The sequence below is a fragment of the Variovorax sp. J22P240 genome, from assembly GCF_030316855.1.
Taxonomy (GTDB): Bacteria; Pseudomonadota; Gammaproteobacteria; order Burkholderiales; family Burkholderiaceae_C; genus Variovorax.
This window is the reverse complement of record NZ_JASZYR010000001.1, coordinates 1,266,726-1,284,669: the sequence shown is the minus strand read 5'-3', so window position 1 is coordinate 1,284,669 and position 17,944 is coordinate 1,266,726. Positions and strand designations below refer to the sequence as shown.

Annotated in this window: 16 protein-coding genes; all 16 read left to right on the top strand. The window is 64.1% G+C overall.

Annotated features, from left to right (window positions below):
• Nucleotides 1-83: 83 nt before the first annotated feature.
• The 16 genes from pyrH to carB all read left to right on the top strand — a co-directional run bounded on the left by pyrH (nucleotide 84) and on the right by carB (nucleotide 17,944).
• Entirely contained in the window at nucleotides 84-806 is a 723-nt protein-coding gene (gene pyrH, locus QTI24_RS06170) for a UMP kinase (protein WP_286599033.1), read from the top strand.
• Between the two features lie 36 nt (nucleotides 807-842).
• Nucleotides 843-1,406, top strand: coding sequence for a ribosome recycling factor (gene frr / locus QTI24_RS06165; RefSeq protein ID WP_286599032.1), 564 nt, complete (start codon nucleotides 843-845; stop codon nucleotides 1,404-1,406).
• A 1-nt stretch (nucleotide 1,407) separates the two neighbouring features.
• Nucleotides 1,408-2,142: a polyprenyl diphosphate synthase gene (gene uppS / locus QTI24_RS06160; protein WP_286599031.1), complete on the top strand. Its 735-nt coding sequence runs from the start codon at nucleotides 1,408-1,410 to the stop codon at nucleotides 2,140-2,142.
• Nucleotides 2,143-2,146: 4 nt separating this feature from the next.
• Nucleotides 2,147-2,992, top strand: coding sequence for a phosphatidate cytidylyltransferase (locus tag QTI24_RS06155; RefSeq protein ID WP_286599030.1), 846 nt, complete (start codon nucleotides 2,147-2,149; stop codon nucleotides 2,990-2,992).
• On the top strand, nucleotides 2,989-4,176 hold the full coding sequence (gene ispC, locus QTI24_RS06150) for a 1-deoxy-D-xylulose-5-phosphate reductoisomerase (RefSeq protein ID WP_286599029.1): 1,188 nt from the start codon (nucleotides 2,989-2,991) through the stop codon (nucleotides 4,174-4,176). Before QTI24_RS06155 ends, ispC begins: the two co-directional genes overlap by 4 nt.
• Before the next feature lie 23 nt (nucleotides 4,177-4,199).
• Nucleotides 4,200-5,570 (top strand): RIP metalloprotease RseP, encoded by a 1,371-nt coding sequence (gene rseP, locus QTI24_RS06145; protein WP_286599028.1) that lies wholly within the window; start codon nucleotides 4,200-4,202, stop codon nucleotides 5,568-5,570.
• 39 nt (nucleotides 5,571-5,609) lie between these two features.
• Nucleotides 5,610-8,021 carry an outer membrane protein assembly factor BamA gene (gene bamA, locus QTI24_RS06140; RefSeq protein ID WP_286599027.1) on the top strand — a complete coding sequence of 804 codons (2,412 nt, stop codon included), beginning with the start codon at nucleotides 5,610-5,612 and terminating at the stop codon, nucleotides 8,019-8,021.
• Entirely contained in the window at nucleotides 8,021-8,551 is a 531-nt protein-coding gene (locus QTI24_RS06135; RefSeq protein ID WP_286599026.1) for an OmpH/Skp family outer membrane protein, read from the top strand. The genes bamA and QTI24_RS06135 overlap by 1 nt, the downstream gene beginning before the upstream one ends.
• Before the next feature lie 14 nt (nucleotides 8,552-8,565).
• On the top strand, nucleotides 8,566-9,552 hold the full coding sequence (gene lpxD, locus QTI24_RS06130) for a UDP-3-O-(3-hydroxymyristoyl)glucosamine N-acyltransferase (RefSeq protein WP_286599024.1): 987 nt from the start codon (nucleotides 8,566-8,568) through the stop codon (nucleotides 9,550-9,552).
• Nucleotides 9,549-9,998, top strand: a complete 450-nt coding sequence (gene fabZ, locus QTI24_RS06125) for a 3-hydroxyacyl-ACP dehydratase FabZ (protein ID WP_286599021.1) — start codon at nucleotides 9,549-9,551, stop codon at nucleotides 9,996-9,998. The genes lpxD and fabZ overlap by 4 nt, the downstream gene beginning before the upstream one ends.
• A gap of 10 nt (nucleotides 9,999-10,008) precedes the next feature.
• The gene (gene lpxA, locus QTI24_RS06120; protein ID WP_286599020.1) at nucleotides 10,009-10,797 is read left to right on the top strand and encodes an acyl-ACP--UDP-N-acetylglucosamine O-acyltransferase; all 789 of its coding nucleotides are present in this window, start codon (nucleotides 10,009-10,011) and stop codon (nucleotides 10,795-10,797) included.
• Nucleotides 10,798-10,805: 8 nt separating this feature from the next.
• Nucleotides 10,806-11,954 (top strand): lipid-A-disaccharide synthase, encoded by a 1,149-nt coding sequence (gene lpxB, locus QTI24_RS06115; protein ID WP_286599019.1) that lies wholly within the window; start codon nucleotides 10,806-10,808, stop codon nucleotides 11,952-11,954.
• Nucleotides 11,926-12,627: a ribonuclease HII gene (gene rnhB, locus QTI24_RS06110; RefSeq protein ID WP_286599288.1), complete on the top strand. Its 702-nt coding sequence runs from the start codon at nucleotides 11,926-11,928 to the stop codon at nucleotides 12,625-12,627. Before lpxB ends, rnhB begins: the two co-directional genes overlap by 29 nt.
• Nucleotides 12,624-13,403: a TrmH family RNA methyltransferase gene (locus tag QTI24_RS06105; RefSeq protein WP_286599018.1), complete on the top strand. Its 780-nt coding sequence runs from the start codon at nucleotides 12,624-12,626 to the stop codon at nucleotides 13,401-13,403. Before rnhB ends, QTI24_RS06105 begins: the two co-directional genes overlap by 4 nt.
• A 136-nt stretch (nucleotides 13,404-13,539) precedes the next feature.
• Nucleotides 13,540-14,724 (top strand): glutamine-hydrolyzing carbamoyl-phosphate synthase small subunit, encoded by a 1,185-nt coding sequence (carA, locus tag QTI24_RS06100; RefSeq protein WP_286599017.1) that lies wholly within the window; start codon nucleotides 13,540-13,542, stop codon nucleotides 14,722-14,724.
• A complete protein-coding gene (gene carB / locus QTI24_RS06095) occupies nucleotides 14,717-17,944 on the top strand; it encodes a carbamoyl-phosphate synthase large subunit (RefSeq protein WP_286599016.1) in 3,228 nt (1,075 codons plus the stop codon). The genes carA and carB overlap by 8 nt, the downstream gene beginning before the upstream one ends.

Sequence of the window (17,944 nt, the reverse complement as noted above, 5' to 3'; positions counted from 1 at the left end):
CGGGATCGGCGGCGCATGGTGCGCTGCCGCTTCCTTACTGTCACGTTTTACACTCGCCCCGCCAACCTCCAAAGGAACGATCCATGCACGAACCCCGCCCAGCCCACAAGCGAATCTTGTTGAAGCTGTCGGGTGAGGCATTGATGGGTGACGACGCCTTCGGCATCAACCGCGCAACCATCGTCCGCATGGTCGGCGAGGTGGCGGAGGTGGTGAACATGGGTGTCGAGGTGGCCGTCGTGATCGGCGGCGGCAACATCTTCCGCGGTGTCGCGGGAGGCTCCGTGGGCATGGACCGCGCCACGGCCGACTACATGGGAATGCTCGCGACCGTCATGAACGCGCTCGCCCTGGCCGATGCGATGAACAAGCAGGGCTTGATCGCCCGCGTGATGTCCGCCATCGCCATCGAGCAGGTGGTCGAGCCCTACGTACGGCCCAAGGCCCTCCAGTACCTGGAAGAAGGCAAGGTCGTGATATTTGCCGCCGGCACTGGCAACCCGTTCTTCACGACGGATACGGCCGCCGCGCTGCGTGGCGCCGAGATCGGTGCCGAGCTCGTGCTCAAGGCGACGAAGGTCGATGGCGTCTACACGGCGGATCCCAAGAAGGATCTGAGCGCGACCCGCTATGCCAGGCTGAGCTTCGACGAAGCCATCGCCAAGAATCTCGGCATCATGGACGCCACCGCCTTCGCGCTGTGCCGCGACCAGAACCTGCCCATCAAGGTGTTTTCGATCTTCAAGAACGGCGCACTCAAGCGCGTCGTGATGGGTGAGGACGAAGGCACGCTGGTGCATGCCTGACAAGAATCATCGTCCGGGATCCAAGGAATCGTAGAGATGACCACAATTGCAGATATCCGCAACGCAACCGACGCGAAGATGAACCAGTCGCTCGCCGCGTTCCAGAACAACCTCAACAAGATCCGCACGGGTCGTGCCAATCCGGCACTGCTGGATTCGATCCACGTCGACTACTACGGCTCGTCGGTGCCGCTGTCGCAGGTCGCCAATGTTGCGCTGCTCGATTCGCGCACCATCAGCGTCCAGCCCTGGGAAAAGGGCATGGGCGCCAAGATCGAGAAGGCGATTCGCGAAAGCGACCTGGGCCTGAATCCCGCTTCGATGGGCGACCTGATCCGCGTTCCGCTGCCGCCGATGAGCGAAGAGCGCCGCAAGGAAATGACCAAGCTCGTCCGCAACGAGGGCGAAAGCGCCAAGATCGCGACCCGCAACCTGCGCCGCGATGCCAATGACGCGATCAAGAAGCTGGTCAAGGACAAGCTTGCCTCGGAAGACGATCAAAAGCGTGCCGAAGGCGAGATCCAGAAGGTGACCGATCGCCACATTGCCGAGATCGATCGACTCGTGACGGCCAAGGAAGCCGAGATCATGGCGGTCTGACGTGAAGCCCGCGCGCACCATTCCCCACCACATTGCCATCGTCATGGATGGCAATGGGCGCTGGGCCACGCGTCGCTTCCTTCCTCGCGTCGCGGGGCACAAGCAGGGCGTCGAGTCCCTGAGGCGTTGCGTCAAGGCCTGCGTGGCACGTGGCGTCGGCGTCCTGACGGTGTTCGCTTTCTCGTCCGAGAATTGGAATCGGCCCATCGAGGAAGTATCGGGATTGATGGACCTGATGGTCGGGGCGCTCGGACGGGAAGTGCCGAAGTTGAGCCAGGACGGTGTGCGGCTGCACTTCGTCGGCGAGCGCGGCGGATTGTCCGAAAAGATCATCGCAGGCCTGCTCCAGGCCGAAGCCGCGACGGCGCACAACAGCCGGCTCGTCCTGAACGTGTGCTTCAACTATGGCGGCCGGTGGGATATCGCGAGGGCAGCAGCCCAGATCGTTGCGCGCGGCGAGCCGCTGACCGAGGCCAATCTCGATGCGGCAATGGCGTTGTCGCACGTGCCCGATCCCGATCTGTTCATTCGCACCGGCGGCGAGCAGCGGCTTTCGAATTTCCTTCTCTGGCAGAGCGCCTACGCCGAGTTGTTCTTCAGCGACCGCCTGTGGCCTGAATTCGACGAGGCCGCGCTGGACGATGCGATTGCCGCCTTCCAGCGCCGCGAGCGTCGGTTCGGCCAGACATCCGCGCAAATCGGGGCCAGCGCGCAGCCCGATCAGCAAGTCGCCTGAGCGCATGCTCAAACAACGCATCATCACTGCGGTCGTCTTGCTGGCGATCCTGCTGCCCGCGCTCTTCTATCCTTCGTACGTGCCTTTCGCCTGGGTCATGTTGGCGCTGATCGGCGCTGCGGCTTGGGAATGGGGGCGTCTGAATGACTACGGTCCGCGCCTGTCACTCTTTCTCGGCGTTGAAATGGTCCTGCTCTGCGCGCTCTCGTGGTGGGTGGGGCTGCTCGAAGTGCCCTTGCTGGCGGTCTGGATCGTTGCCAGCGCTGCGTGGGTCCTGGGTGGCGCCGCGCTGCTGCGCGTCGCCGTGCCCGGCTGGCCGCGCGTGCCCAAGGGCCTGCGTCTGGTCGGTGGCTTGCTGGCGCTGTGGGTGGCGTGGCTGGCGGCTGTGCAGGCACGCATGGTGGGGATCAACTTCCTGCTGTCGATCCTGGTACTCGTGTGGGTGGCCGACGTGTTCGCGTATTTCACTGGACGGGCCTTCGGTCTCAAGTTCACCCGCAACAAGCTCGCGCCCACGATCAGCCCTGGCAAGAGCTGGGAAGGCGTTTGGGGCGGCATGGCCGGCGTGGTTGTCCTCGCGCTCGCGTGGGTCTGGGCCGATTCGGCGGCGCAGGCTTCCGACCCGAGCCTCTATACGCGGCTGACCGAGCGCGGCTGGTGGCTGCTGTTGATCAGCGTGGTGTTTCTCGCAGCCATGAGTGTGGTCGGTGACCTGGTCGAATCCCTGATCAAGCGCAGCGCGGGCGCCAAGGACAGCAGCGGCCTGTTGCCTGGCCATGGCGGTGTGCTCGACAGGATCGACGCGCTCCTTCCTACGCTACCTATTGCAATGATGCTGGCCTTCTTGTGACCGCTTCCAAACAACGCATCACGGTGCTCGGCTCGACAGGATCCGTCGGCGTGAGCACGCTGGACGTGATCGCGCGACATCCCGATCGCTTCGAGGTCTTCGCCTTGTCGGCCGCGACGAAGGTCGACGACATGCTCGCCCAGTGCGCGCGCTTCTCGCCCAAGTTCGCGGTCATGGCCAGCGCCCCGCACGCCGCGTTGCTGGCTGAAAAGCTGAAACAAAATGGCCTGTCCACGCGAGTGCTGGGCGGCGAAGGTGCTATCGAGACCATCGCTTCGCACGAAGAGACCGACGCGGTCATGGCCGCCATCGTCGGCGCCGCCGGACTGGCCCCGTGCCTCGCGGCCGCCCGCGCCGGCAAGCGCCTCCTGCTTGCCAACAAGGAAGCGTTGGTCGTCGGAGGCGAGTTGTTCATGCGCACCGTGCGCGAGGGCGGAGCGACTCTGCTGCCGATCGACAGCGAGCACTCGGCCATCTTCCAGTCGTTGCCCGAAGATCCCGCGACCTGGTCGCGCCGCATCGACAAGATCATCCTGACCGCTTCCGGCGGCCCGTTTCGCACCCGCGCTCCGGAAACACTGGCGACCGTCACGCCCGAGCAAGCCTGCGCCCACCCCAACTGGGTCATGGGCCGCAAGATCTCGGTGGATTCCGCCACCATGATGAACAAGGCCCTCGAAGTGATCGAGGCTCGCCACCTGTTCGGCGTCCGGCCCGAGCAGATCGAGGTCGTGATCCACCCCCAAAGCGTGGTTCATTCGATGGTTCAGTTCACCGATGCCTCCGTGATCGCGCAACTGGGCACACCCGACATGAGGGTGCCCATCGCCGTCGGGCTGGCATGGCCCGAGCGAATCGACAGTGGTGCCGGCCGGCTCGACTTCAGCCAGATGGCCTCATTGACGTTCGGCGCGCCGAACGCCGCGCTTTTCCCCGGGCTCGGACTCGCGTGGCACGCGTTGCGCGCCGCGTCGGGAACCACCGCGGTATTGAACGCCGCCAATGAAGTGGCCGTCGAGGCCTTTCTGGATCGTCGCCTGCGCTTCGATCGCATTCATGCGGTCAACATGGAAACTTTGGAGCTTGTGCATCCCTCCAATCCGGAATCGCTTGCGGACTTGCTGGCCTTGGACGCCAGCGCCCGTGCGGCCGCCAACGCGGCGGCGCTTCGCTTCGCGGCCTGACGCCTCAACTTCCGGAACATCCGATGCTCACAGTCGTTGCCTTCATCGTTGCGCTCGGATTGCTGATCGCCGTGCATGAGTACGGCCACTATCGGGTTGCCGTGGCGTGCGGCGTGAAGGTTCTGCGCTTCTCGGTCGGCTTCGGCAAGACCCTCTATCGTTGGCAGCCGAAGCGCCAGCACCCGGGACAGAGCACCGAGTTCGTCATCGGCGCCTTCCCGCTCGGCGGCTACGTGAAGATGCTCGACGAGCGCGAGGGTCCGGTCGCGCCGGAAGAGCGCCATCGCGCGTTCAATACCCAGCCCCTGCGTTCCCGTGCGGCCATCGTCGCAGCCGGCCCGATTGCGAACCTGTTGCTGGCGGTATTGCTCTACACCGTCGTCAATTGGATCGGAGTCCAGGAGCCTGTCGCCAAGCTCGCGCGACCGGTGGCGGCCTCCCTGGCTGAACGCGCAGGCCTCAGCGGTGGTGAGCACATCACGCGTGCGGGCTTTGGTGGCGAATTGGAGCCGGTGGAGTCTTTCGAGGACCTGCGCTGGCGCATGACGCGCGGCGCCCTCGATGGACGCGACCTCACATTGGAGATTGCGGGCGAGGGTGGTCGGCCCACTCGAGAAGTTGTCTTGCCGTTGAGCCGCATCGAAGCCAAGGACGCCGATGCGCAGATGTTCCGGAAGATCGGGCTCATCACGCCGCTGACGCGTCCCGAGATCGGCGAGGTGATGCCTGAGGGCGCGGCGGAGCGTTCCGGCCTGCGCGCCGGCGACCTCGTGCGTTCGGTTGGCAACACGGCCATCGTCGATGGCCAGCAATTGCGCGAAGTGATCCGCGCATCGGTCGATGGCGGGCAGCCGCTCACGCAGTCATGGCAAGTTGAGCGAGGCGGCCAGACGGTCGGCATCGAACTCACGCCGGATGTGCGCGATGAAGGCGCGAACAAGGTCGGGCGCATCGGCGCCTACGTCGGGGCACCGCCCGAGATGGTGCTGGTTCGGCAGGGGTTCGTCGAAGGCGCGTGGCGCGGCGTGGTCAGGACCTGGGAAGTGTCGGCGCTCACCGTACGCATGATGGGCAAGATGCTGATCGGCGAGGCTTCGCTCAAGAACCTGAGTGGACCACTGACGATTGCCGACTATGCGGGCAAGTCCGCGAGCATGGGTATCACCCAATACCTGGTGTTCCTGGCACTCATCAGTGTGAGCCTGGGCGTGCTGAACCTCATGCCGCTGCCGGTCCTCGATGGAGGACACCTGATGTATTATCTTTGGGAGGGCCTGACCGGCAAGAGCGTCTCCGACGCTTGGATGGAAAGGCTTCAGCGCGGCGGTGTCGCGCTGCTGCTGGTCATGATGTCGATCGCACTCTTCAACGACGTCACGCGGCTCTTTGGTTAACTTTCTGCCGGCCCCTTCCGCGCCGGTGCAATTTCACAGATGAACACAACATTCAGTCGCTTTCGACTGCGCAGCGTCGCCGCGGTGGTGGTTAGCGCACTTGCAGCCACGGCAGCCTGGGCCGTCGAGCCTTTCACGGTGCGCGACATCCGCGTCGAAGGCCTTCAGCGCGTGGAGCCGGGAACGATCTTCGCCTCGCTGCCTTTCCGTGTGGGTGACACCTACAGCGACGAGCGCGGATCGGCAGCGATCCGGGCACTGTTCGATCTGGGACTTTTCAAGGATGTGCGCATCGACGTCAACGGCAATGTGCTGGTGGTGATCGTCGAGGAGCGGCCGACCGTCGCCGACGTGGACTTCGTCGGCACCAAGGAATTCGACAAGGCGGTGCTGCAGAAGGCATTGCGTGAAGTCGGCCTCGCCGACGGCCGGCCTTACGACAAGGCCCTGGCCGACCGCGCCGAGCAGGAACTCAAGCGCCAGTACGTGAGCCGCAGCCTGTACAACGCACAGGTCGTGACCACCGTGACCCCGATCGAGCGCAACCGGGTCAATCTGACTTTCACCGTGACGGAAGGCGAGGCTGCGCGCATTCGTGAGGTCCACATCGCCGGCAACAAGGACTTCAGCGAGTCCACGCTACTCAGCCTCTTCGACCAGGACAGCGGCGGCTGGCTCAGCTGGTACACCAAGTCCAACCAGTATTCGCGCGCCAAGCTCAATGCCGACCTGGAGACGCTGCGCTCGTACTACCTCACGCGCGGCTATCTCGAGTTCCACATCGACTCGACGCAAGTCGCCATCTCGCCGGACCGGCAAGACCTCTCCGTGACCGTGAACATCACCGAAGGCGAGAAGTTCGTGGTCTCGGGCGTCAAGCTCAACGGCAATTTCCTGGGGCGCGAAGACGAGTTCAAGTCGCTCGTGACGATCCAGCCGGGCGAGCCCTACAACGGCGAACAGGTTACGGAGACGATTCGCGCCTTCACCGACTATTTCGGCTCCTTCGGCTTTGCCTTTGCGCGCGTGGCGGTCGATACGGAAGTCGATCGCGTCAACAATCGCGTTGCGCTGACCATCAGCGGGGACCCCGGCCGTCGCGTGTACGTGCGGCGCATCGCGGTCGGCGGAAACAACCGCACGCGCGACGAAGTGATCCGGCGCGAGTTCCGCCAGTACGAGGCCGCCTGGTACGACGGAGACAAGATCAAGCTCTCCCGCGATCGCGTCGACCGGCTCGGCTTCTTCACGGAAGTGAATGTCGATACGCAGGAAGTGCCTGGCACGCCGGACCAGGTCGACCTCTCCGTCAATGTGACGGAAAAGCCGACCGGATCGCTTCAACTGGGCGCCGGTTTCTCCAGTGCCGACAAGGTGAGCCTGACCTTCGGCATTTCGCAGGAGAACGTGTTCGGCTCGGGCAACTACCTCGGGGTGCAGGTCAACACCAGCAAATACAACCGCACGCTCTCGCTGACCACCACGGATCCCTATTTCACGAAAGAGGGCATCTCGCGTAGCTTCAGCATCTACAGCACGACCACGCGGCCGTATTACACCGTCGACGGCGACTACAAGCTCGTCAACGAAGGCGGCACCATTCGTTTCGGCGTTCCGTTCAGCGAAGTGGACACGGTCTTCTTTGGTGCCGGTCTCGAGCGCTACAGCTTCAGTCCCGGCAGCAATATCTCCGGACTGACGCCGGAGTCCTACCGCAGGTATTTCAATTGCAACACCAATGAACTGGGGTTGGTCGCCTGCCAGGACGATTCGGTGTGGGGCGTTCCCCTGTCCGTCGGATGGTCGCGCGACGATCGCGACAGTGCGCTGATCCCGACCCGTGGGCGTCTGCAACGTGCCAACCTCGAAGTCGGGGTGGGCGGGGACATGAAGTACTACAAGGGTAGTTACCAGTACCAGCAGTTCTTCCCCATCAATAAGCAGTACACCTTCGCGATCAATAGCGAAGTGGGCTATGCCAAGGCCTACGGCGACAAGCCGTACCCGATCTTCAAGAACTTCTATGCCGGTGGTCTGGGTTCGGTGCGTGGCTTCGAGCAGAACTCGCTCGGTCCGCGTGACATTCCGCTGCTGGGGCAGACCGAGGGCGCCGCCATCGGTGGCACGAAGAAGGCCGTATTCAACGCCGAGGTGAGCACGCCGTTCCCCGGTGCCGGCAATGACCGGACGCTTCGCCTCTACGGCTTCTTCGACGTCGGCAACGTGTGGGCAGACCGCGATACCTTCTCGACCGACAAGCAGTGGGATGCGATCAAGAAGCTGCGGGCCTCCGTCGGCATCGGTATCAGCTGGATTTCGCCGCTGGGGCCGCTGCGCCTGGCCTATGCTTTCCCGGTCGTCTACCAGAAGGAAGACTTCAGCGATCCGCTGAGTCCGATCACGAAGGATAGAATCCAACGCCTGCAATTCCAGATCGGAACCACGTTCTAATGACCCCATTGCTCCGCGTCGCCGGTGCGTTGCTGATTCCCGCGTTCATGGCTGCGGGTGCGCCCGTCCATGCGCAGGAAACCTTCCGCATCGGCTTCGTCAATCCGGATCGCGTATTGCGTGAAGCCCAGCCCGCGAAGGCTGCTCAGGCCAAGCTGGAGGCCGAGTTCCTCAAGCGCGAGAAGGATCTGACGGCGCTGGGCGAGGCATTGAAGGCTGCTTCCGAGCGGTTCGAGCGCGAGGCGCCCACCCTTTCCGAAACCCAGCGCGTCGCACGCCAGCGCGCCCTGGTCGACCAGGATCGTGAATTCCAGCGCCGTCGCCGGGAGTTCCAGGAAGACCTGAACGCACGCAAGAACGAAGAGCTCCAGCAGGTCTACGAGCGTGCGAACCGTGTGGTCAAGCAAGTGGCTGAGGCTGAAAAGTACGACGCGATCCTGCAGGAAGCGATCTACATCAACCCCAAGCATGACATCACCGAGAAGGTGATCAAGGCGCTGAACGCGTCGACTTCTGCCGGCGGCAAGTAGCGCCGCAAATCGGCGTGGCACTGCGGCTAGGCGCAATCATCGAGGCCCTCGGGGGCGAGCTTCAGGGCGACGCCGCTTTGTCGATCGAGCGGCTGGCGCCGCTTTCGACGGCGCAGCCTGATTCGATCAGCTTCCTGAGCAATCCGAAATACCGCAAGGAACTCGCGGAGTCGCGGGCGGGTTGCGTCATCGTGTCGTTGGCAATGCGGGAAGCTGCGGCCGAACGCGGCGCGTTCATCGTTGCGCCCGATCCCTATCTGTACTTCGCCCGGCTGACACAGCTCTGGAAGAAGGCCCATGCCAAGCCTGAAGCGGCCCGGATCCACCCCAGCGCCGTGATCGATCCGGACGCTTCGATCGATCCGACTGCCCGCATTGGAGCCCTGTGCGTCATCGAGCGCGGAGTGCGCATCGGCGCCGACACAGTCCTGAAATCGGGCGTGACGGTTAGTGAAGACTGCGTCATCGGCGCACGCTGCCTGCTGCATCCCGGCGTCGTGATCGGCGCCGATGGTTTCGGGCTCGCGCCGCATGAAGGCGCTTGGGTCAAGATCGAGCAACTCGGCGGCGTGCGCATCGGCGACGACGTCGAGATCGGGGCCAACACCTGCATCGATCGCGGCGCTCTGGACGACACCGTGATCGAAGACGGCGTCAAGCTCGACAATCTCATCCAGATCGGCCACAACGTGCGCATCGGCAAGCACACCGCAATGGCGGGTTGCGTAGCCGTTGCGGGCAGCGCGACGATTGGCGCGTATTGCACATTCGGCGGCCGCGCAGGGGTCTTGGGCCATTTAACGATTGCCGACCACGTGCACATTTCATCCACCTCCCTGGTCACCCGTTCCATTCACAAACCTGGCCACTACACTGGCGTGTTTCCCATCGACGACAATGCCGCCTGGGAAAAGAATGCAGCCACGCTCAAGCAACTGCACGGTCTTCGCGAGCGCCTGAAGGCGCTGGAGAAAATGACAATGCAGGACAAGAAATCATGACGACCACGCTCGATATCCATCAAATCCTGAAGCTGCTGCCTCATCGTTATCCGTTCCTTCTGGTGGACCGAGTGCTGGATATGGAAAAAGGCAAGCGCATTACCGCGATCAAGAACGTGACGATGAATGAGCCGTTCTTCAATGGCCATTTCCCGCATCGCCCGGTCATGCCGGGCGTCCTGATGCTCGAAGCGATGGCGCAGGCGGCCGCGCTCCTGTCCTTCCGTTCGCTGGACATCGTTCCGGACGACAACACCATCTACTACTTTGCAGCCATCGACGGGGCGCGCTTCAAGCGGCCGGTCGAACCCGGCGACCAGCTGACGCTCGAAGTCGAGATCGAGCGCATGAAGGCTGGCATTTCCAAGTTCAAGGGGCGCGCGCTGGTGGGCGCCGAACTGGCCTGCGAAGCCACGTTGATGTGCGCCATGCGCCAGATCAACTGAACCTGCTGGCATGACCCTGATTCATTCGACGGCCATCGTCGACCCCCAGGCCGAACTCGACCCGACGGTGAGTGTCGGTCCCTATGCCGTGATCGGCCCGCACGTTCGGGTCGGCGTCGGCACCACGATTGGCGCGCACTGCGTGATCGAGGGCAGGACCACCATCGGGCGCGACAACCGGATATTCCAATTCGCATCGCTGGGTGCGGTGCCGCAGGACAAAAAGTACGCCGGCGAGCCCACCAAGCTGGTGATCGGCGATCGCAACACGATCCGCGAGTTCTGCACCTTCAATATCGGCGTGCCCGGCGCGGGCGGTGTCACGCGGGTGGGCAACGACAACTGGATCATGGCCTACACGCACATCGCGCACGACTGCCGCGTCGATGACCACACCACGCTGGCCAACAACACGACGCTGGCCGGCCATGTGCACCTGGCAGACTGGGTGACAGTGGGCGGGCTGACCGGCATCCACCAATTCGTGTCGGTCGGCGCCCATGCCATGCTCGGTTTTGCCAGCGCGGTCTCGCAGGACGTACCGCCCTTCATGTTGGTGGACGGCAATCCTCTCGCGGTGCGCGGATTCAACCTAGTCGGCTTGCGGCGACGCGAGTTCTCGCCGGCACGGATTGCGGCTGTGAAGCAGATGCACCGGCTCTTGTACCGCCAGGGCAAGACGCTGGACGAGGCTCGTACTGCGATCAAGGCACTCGCTGCCGAAGTGCCCGAATCGGCGGCTGACGTCGCGATGATGAGTGAATTTCTCGCCAGTGCCACGCGCGGCATTGCGCGCTGAGTTGCCCCATGTCTGAAACGCAGCGGCAGTTTTCGCTGGTCGCCGGCGAGGCTTCGGGCGACCTGCTCGCGGGCTTGATGCTCGACGGGCTGCAGGCGCGTTGGCCCACCATGAAGGCCGCAGGCATCGGCGGACCCCAGATGCTTTCTCGCGGCTTCGAAAGCTGGTGGCCGCAAGAGAAGCTCGCGGTGCGTGGCTACGTCGAGGTGCTGCGGCACTACGCGGAGATTGCGGGCATCCGGCGGCAGTTGAAGGCGCGGCTTCTTCGCGAGTCGCCGGACATCTTCATCGGCGTCGATGCGCCCGATTTCAACCTGGATCTCGAGGCCGGCCTGCGAAGCCGCGGCATCAGGACGGCTCATTTCGTCTGTCCTTCCATCTGGGCTTGGCGTCCGGAGCGCGTCGAAAAGCTGCGCGCAGCGGCCGATCACGTGCTGTGCATCTTCCCCTTCGAGCCCGAATTGCTGGCAAAGCACGGCGTCGCGGCCAGCTATGTCGGCCACCCGCTGGCCAACGTGATCCCGATGGTGCCGGACCAGGCTGCCGCCCGCGTGGCGCTGGGCATCGACGGCGACGCCACGGTCGTGGCGCTGCTCCCCGGCAGCCGGCGCTCCGAGGTGCGGCATATCGCTTCAAGGTTCTTTGCGGCGGCGGCACTGATGCTGAAGGCGCAGCCGTCGCTCCAGTTCATCGCGCCGGTGCTGCCGAATCTCCGCGCTGACGTGGAACAGGCGCTGGAGGCCGCAGGCATGACCGGGCGCGTGACCTTGCTCGATGGCCGGTCGCACGCCGCGCTGGCCGCCTGCGATGTCACCCTGATCGCAAGCGGCACTGCCACACTGGAGGCGGCGCTCTTCAAGCGGCCGATGGTCATCTCGTACCACATGAATTCGCTGACCTGGAATCTGGTGATGCGCCACAAGCAACTCCAGCCCTGGGTCGGCTTGCCGAACATCCTCTCCGGCGAGTTCGTCGTTCCTGAGGTGCTCCAGGACGCTGCGACGCCACAAGCGCTCGCCGACGCCACCCTGGAGTGGCTCGCCGCTCCCGACAGGGTTCACGCCTTGCAACAACGTTTTTGCGCGCTGCATGCCGAATTGCTGCGCGATACGCCGACACTGTGCGCCGATGCGATCCAGAAAGTTCTTGAAGGCTGAACAGGCAACGCTCGTGTGGGACGCGCCTGGTTTGGTGGCCGGAGTCGACGAAGCCGGTCGCGGGCCGCTGGCGGGGCCGGTCGTCGCCGCGGCCGTGATCCTGGACGACCAGCGACCCATCCGCGGGCTTGCCGATTCGAAGACGCTGACTGCGCTGCAGCGCGAACGCCTCAATGACCAAATTCTGGCTAAGGCCCTGTGCTGCTCGGTCGCGCAGGCGAGCGTCGAGGAGATCGACACCCACAACATCCTCCAGGCCACGATGCTGGCCATGCGGCGCGCGGTCGAAGGCCTGCGCCTGAAGCCGGCCAAAGTGCTGGTCGACGGCAACCGGCTGCCGACGCTCGACGTGCTGGCGGAGGCCATCGTCAAAGGCGATGCCCGCATCAAGGCGATTTCCGCCGCTTCGATCCTGGCGAAAGTGCATCGGGATAGGCTGTGTGAGCAGTTGCACGTCGAATTTCCGCATTACGGCTTTGCCGGGCACAAGGGCTATGGCACACCCGAGCATCTCGAAGCGCTGCTGCGCCATGGCGCCTGCGTGCACCATCGCAAATCCTTCAGTCCCGTGGCGGCGGCTCTTTCCAGGATGGCGGGCCAGGCTGAACCCGCCATGGTGGCGGAATCCATGGTGGTTCAAGTGACCACCATCGAAACGCGGATCTCACCATGACCTCCGGTGACGTCAGCCACGTCACATCTCGCGACAACCCGCTCCTCAAGGAGTTGCGCAAGCTGGCCCACGAGCCGGGTGCCTACCGCAAGGCGGGCCGCATCTGGCTCGAAGGCGACCACCTGTGCCGCGCCGCCCGCGAACGCGGCGTGCGGCCGGCTGTCGCCGTCTTTGCCGAATCGCTGTGGCCTACGGCGCGCCACGAATGGGCCGGTGCGATAAGCAAGACGGTTGTGCTGCCGGATGCCTTGCTGGCCGGCGTGAGTGGCCTGGAATCACCCGCGCCCATGGGTTTCGTGCTGGACCTGCCCGAACGCCCGGGAGTCGAACCGGCCGCACCGACCGTCGTCCTCGATCGCCTGCAGGACGCCGGCAATGTTGGCTCGATCCTGCGCAGCGCCGCGGCGTTCGGATTCACCCAGATCATCGCCCTCAAGGGCACGGCGGCACTTTGGGCGCCCAAGGTGCTGCGCGCCGGCATGGGCGCTCATTTCGGGCTGCGCTTGATCGAAGGCGTGGAACTGGACGCGCTGGATGCCCTGGCCGTCCCCTGGATCGCCACCAGTTCGCACCGAGGCGACTGGCTGCACCGCACCACCTTGCCCCACCCCTGCGCCTGGCTGATGGGGCACGAAGGTCAGGGCGTTTCCGCCGCCCTGGAGGCGCGCGCGACCCGGCACGTTCGCATTGCACAGCCAGGCGGCGAGGAGTCGCTCAACGTCGCGGCGGCAGCGGCGATTTGCTTGCATGCAAGCGCGGCTGGGGCCAGCTTGTGAGCGACTGCCGGCTATAATCAAGGGCTTTCCCGCTCACACCCCGCCCTCAGCGCACGCAAGCCAACTCCTCGACGAGAGTCGCAGCCCAAAGTCATATCTTGGGTTCGCTTTGGGCGTCATCCATCCGGAGATCCCAGTGCTTTTGTCTCTCAAGGGAAAATTCCCGCCCGCCATCCTGGCGCTCGCAGACGGCACGGTCTTTCTCGGCAACTCGATCGGCGCCAACGGCGTCACGACTGGCGAAGTGGTGTTCAACACCGCCATGACCGGTTACCAGGAAATCCTGACCGACCCGAGCTATTGCCAGCAGATCGTGACGCTCACGTACCCGCATATCGGCAATTACGGCGTCAACGAGGAAGACATCGAGGCCGACAAGATCCATGCCGCGGGCCTGATCATCAAGGACCTGCCCCTCGTCGCGTCCAATTTCCGAAAGACCGCCACGCTGAACGAATACCTCGTGCGGGGCAACACGGTCGCCATCGCCAACATCGACACGCGCAAGCTCACCCGCCATCTGCGCACGCAGGGCGCACAGAACGGCTGCATCCTCGGCTTGGCCGAAGGCGAAACGGCGACTCAGGCGTTGATCGACAAGGCCATCGCCGCCGCCAAGGCCGCGCCCAGCATGGCGGGCCTCGACCTCGCCAAGGTCGTGTCAGTCAAGGAAACCTACGAATGGACGCAGACCGAGTGGAAGCTCGGTTCCGGCTACGGCGTGCAGATCACGCCGAAGTTCCACGTCGTGGCCTTCGACTACGGCGTCAAGAAGAACATCCTGCGCATGATCGCCCAACGCGGTGCGCGCATCACCGTCGTGCCGGCACAGACGCCCGCGGCCGACGTGCTCAAGCTGCGACCCGACGGCATCTTCCTCGCCAACGGCCCGGGTGACCCGGAGCCCTGCGACTATGCGATCGAGTCCACGCGCCAGTTGATCGAGACCGGCATCCCGGTCTTCGGCATCTGCCTGGGCCATCAGATCATGGCGCTCGCCTCGGGCGCGAAGACCTTCAAGATGAAGTTCGGCCACCACGGCGCGAACCATCCCGTGAAGGACCTCGACAACGGCCGCGTGAGCATCACCAGCCAGAACCACGGCTTTGCCGTCGACGAAAAGACCTTGCCCGCCAACCTGCGGCCCACGCACATCAGCCTGTTCGACAACACGCTGCAAGGCCTGGCACGCACCGACAAGCCGGCCTTCTGCTTCCAGGGCCACCCCGAGGCATCGCCGGGTCCGCACGACATCGGCTACCTGTTCGACCGCTTCACGGCACTCATGCAAAGTCACAAAGAAGGACAGAAGAATGCCTAAGCGCACAGACCTCAAGAGCATCCTCATCATCGGCGCCGGCCCGATCATCATCGGCCAAGCCTGCGAGTTCGACTACTCCGGCGTGCAAGCCTGCAAGGCGCTGCGCGAGGAGGGCTACAAGGTCATCCTGATCAACAGCAATCCCGCGACGATCATGACCGACCCGGCCACGGCCGACGTCATCTACATCGAGCCGATCACCTGGCCGACGGTCGAGAAGATCATCGCCAAGGAGCGTCCCGACGCGATCCTGCCGACAATGGGCGGACAGACGGCGCTCAACTGCGCGCTCGACCTCTGGCGCAACGGCGTGCTCGACAAGTACAAGGTCGAGCTGATCGGCGCGACGCCCGAGGCCATCGACAAGGCCGAGGACCGCCTGAAGTTCAAGGACGCGATGACCAAGATCGGTCTGGGCTCGGCGCGTTCGGGCATCGCCCATTCGCTGGACGAAGCCTGGGCGGTGCAGAAGACCGTCGGTTTCCCGGTGGTGATCCGTCCCAGCTTCACGCTCGGCGGCACGGGCGGCGGCATTGCCTACAACCCGGAAGAGTTCGAGACCATCTGCAAGCGCGGCCTGGAAGCCTCGCCGACCAACGAACTGCTGATCGAAGAATCGCTGCTCGGCTGGAAAGAGTACGAGATGGAAGTCGTGCGCGACAAGGCCGACAACTGCATCATCGTCTGCTCGATCGAGAACCTCGACCCGATGGGCGTGCACACCGGTGACTCGATCACGGTCGCGCCCGCGCAGACGCTGTCGGACAAGGAATACCAGATCCTGCGCAACGCCTCGCTGGCTGTGCTGCGCGAGATCGGCGTCGACACCGGCGGTTCGAATGTGCAGTTCTCCATCAATCCGAAGGACGGCCGCATGGTCGTCATCGAGATGAATCCGCGTGTCTCGCGTTCGTCCGCGCTGGCCTCCAAGGCCACCGGCTTCCCGATCGCCAAGGTCGCGGCCAAGCTGGCCGTCGGCTACACGCTCGACGAACTGCGCAACGAAATCACCGGCGGCGCCACGCCCGCGAGTTTCGAGCCCAGCATCGATTACGTGGTCACCAAGATCCCGCGCTTCGCCTTCGAGAAATTCCCGCAGGCCGATTCGCGCCTGACGACGCAGATGAAGTCGGTCGGCGAAGTGATGGCCATGGGCCGCACCTTCCAGGAATCGTTCCAGAAGGCGCTGCGTGGTCTGGAAGTCGGCGTCGACGGCCTCAACGAGAAGACCCAGGACCGTGAAGTCCTCGAAAAGGAACTCGGCGAGCCCGGCCCGGACCGCATCTGGTACGTCGGCGACGCTTTCGCGATGGGCCTGAGCGTGGACGAAGTGTTCGCGCTGACCAAGATCGACCCCTGGTTCTTGGTGCAGATCGAGGAGATCGTGAAGATCGAACTCGAACTCGAAACCAAGTCCCTCGACGACATCGACCGCGACACGCTGCTCGCGCTGAAGAAGAAGGGCTTCTCCGATCGCCGCCTCGCGCGCCAGTTGAAGACCACCGACACCGCGATCCGCGAAAAGCGCCGTGCACTGGGCGTGCGCCCGGTGTACAAGCGCGTCGACACCTGCGCGGCCGAATTCGCCACCAACACCGCCTACATGTACTCGACCTACGAGGACGAGTGCGAAGCCGAACCGACGAACAAGAAGAAGATCATGGTGCTCGGCGGCGGTCCCAACCGCATCGGCCAGGGCATCGAGTTCGACTACTGCTGCGTGCATGCCGCGCTCGCGATGCGCGAGGACGGCTACGAGACCATCATGGTCAACTGCAATCCCGAGACCGTCTCGACCGACTACGACACGAGCGATCGGCTGTACTTCGAGCCCCTCACGCTCGAAGACGTGCTCGAGATCGTCGACAAGGAAAAGCCCACCGGCGTGATCGTGCAGTACGGCGGTCAGACGCCGCTCAAGCTCGCACTCGACCTGGAAGCCAATGGCGTGCCGATCATCGGCACCAGCCCCGACATGATCGACGCAGCCGAAGACCGCGAACGCTTCCAGAAGCTGTTGCATGAACTGAAGCTGCGTCAGCCGCCGAACGCGACCGCGCGAACCGAGCCCGAGGCGCTCGAAAAGGCGGCCGAACTCGGCTATCCGCTGGTGGTGCGCCCCAGCTACGTGCTGGGCGGACGTGCGATGGAAATCGTGCACGAGCAGCGCGACCTGGAGCGCTACATGCGCGAGGCCGTCAAGGTCAGCAATGATTCGCCGGTGCTGCTGGACCGCTTCCTGAACGATGCCGTCGAGTGCGACGTCGACTGCCTGCGCGATGCCGAGGGCAACACCCTCATCGGCGGCGTGATGGAACACATCGAACAGGCCGGCGTGCACTCGGGCGACTCCGCCTGCTCGCTGCCGCCGTACAGCCTCAAGGCCGAGACGATCGCCGAACTCAAGCGCCAGAGTGCCGCCATGGCCAAGGCGCTGAACGTGGTCGGGCTCATGAACGTGCAGTTCGCGATCCAGGAGAAGGACGGCCAGGACGTCATCTACGTGCTCGAAGTGAACCCGCGCGCATCGCGCACGGTGCCTTACGTGAGCAAGGCGACGGGCATCCAGCTTGCCAAGGTGGCTGCGCGCTGCATGGCCGGGCAGTCGCTGGTTTCGCAGGGCGTCACGAAGGAAGTCACGCCGCCGTATTTCAGCGTCAAGGAAGCGGTGTTCCCGTTCGTCAAGTTTCCTGGCGTCGACACCATCCTCGGTCCCGAAATGAAATCGACCGGCGAGGTGATGGGCGTGGGCAAGACCTTCGGCGAAGCCTTCGTGAAGTCGCAGCTGGGTGCGGGCACGCACCTGCCGAAGTCCGGCCGTGTCTTCATCTCGGTGAAGAACAACGACAAGCCGCGCGCGGTGGAAGTTGCGCGCGGCCTGGCCACGCTGGGCTTCGAGCTCATCGCCACCAAGGGCACCGCGGCAGCGATCCAGACCGCTGGCATCGCCTGCGCCGTCGTCAACAAGGTCACCGAAGGCCGTCCTCACATCGTCGACATGATCAAGAACAACGAGATTGCGCTGGTCATTAACACGGTGGAAGAACGTCGCAACGCGATCGCTGATTCGCGTCAGATTCGCACCTCGGCGCTGCTGGCGCGTGTGACCACCTTCACGACGATCTTCGGCGCCGAAGCTGCGGTCGAAGGCATGCGGCACATGAAAGACCTGGACGTCATCTCTATTCAGGAAATGCACGCGCAGCTCGCGCTCGCGTAG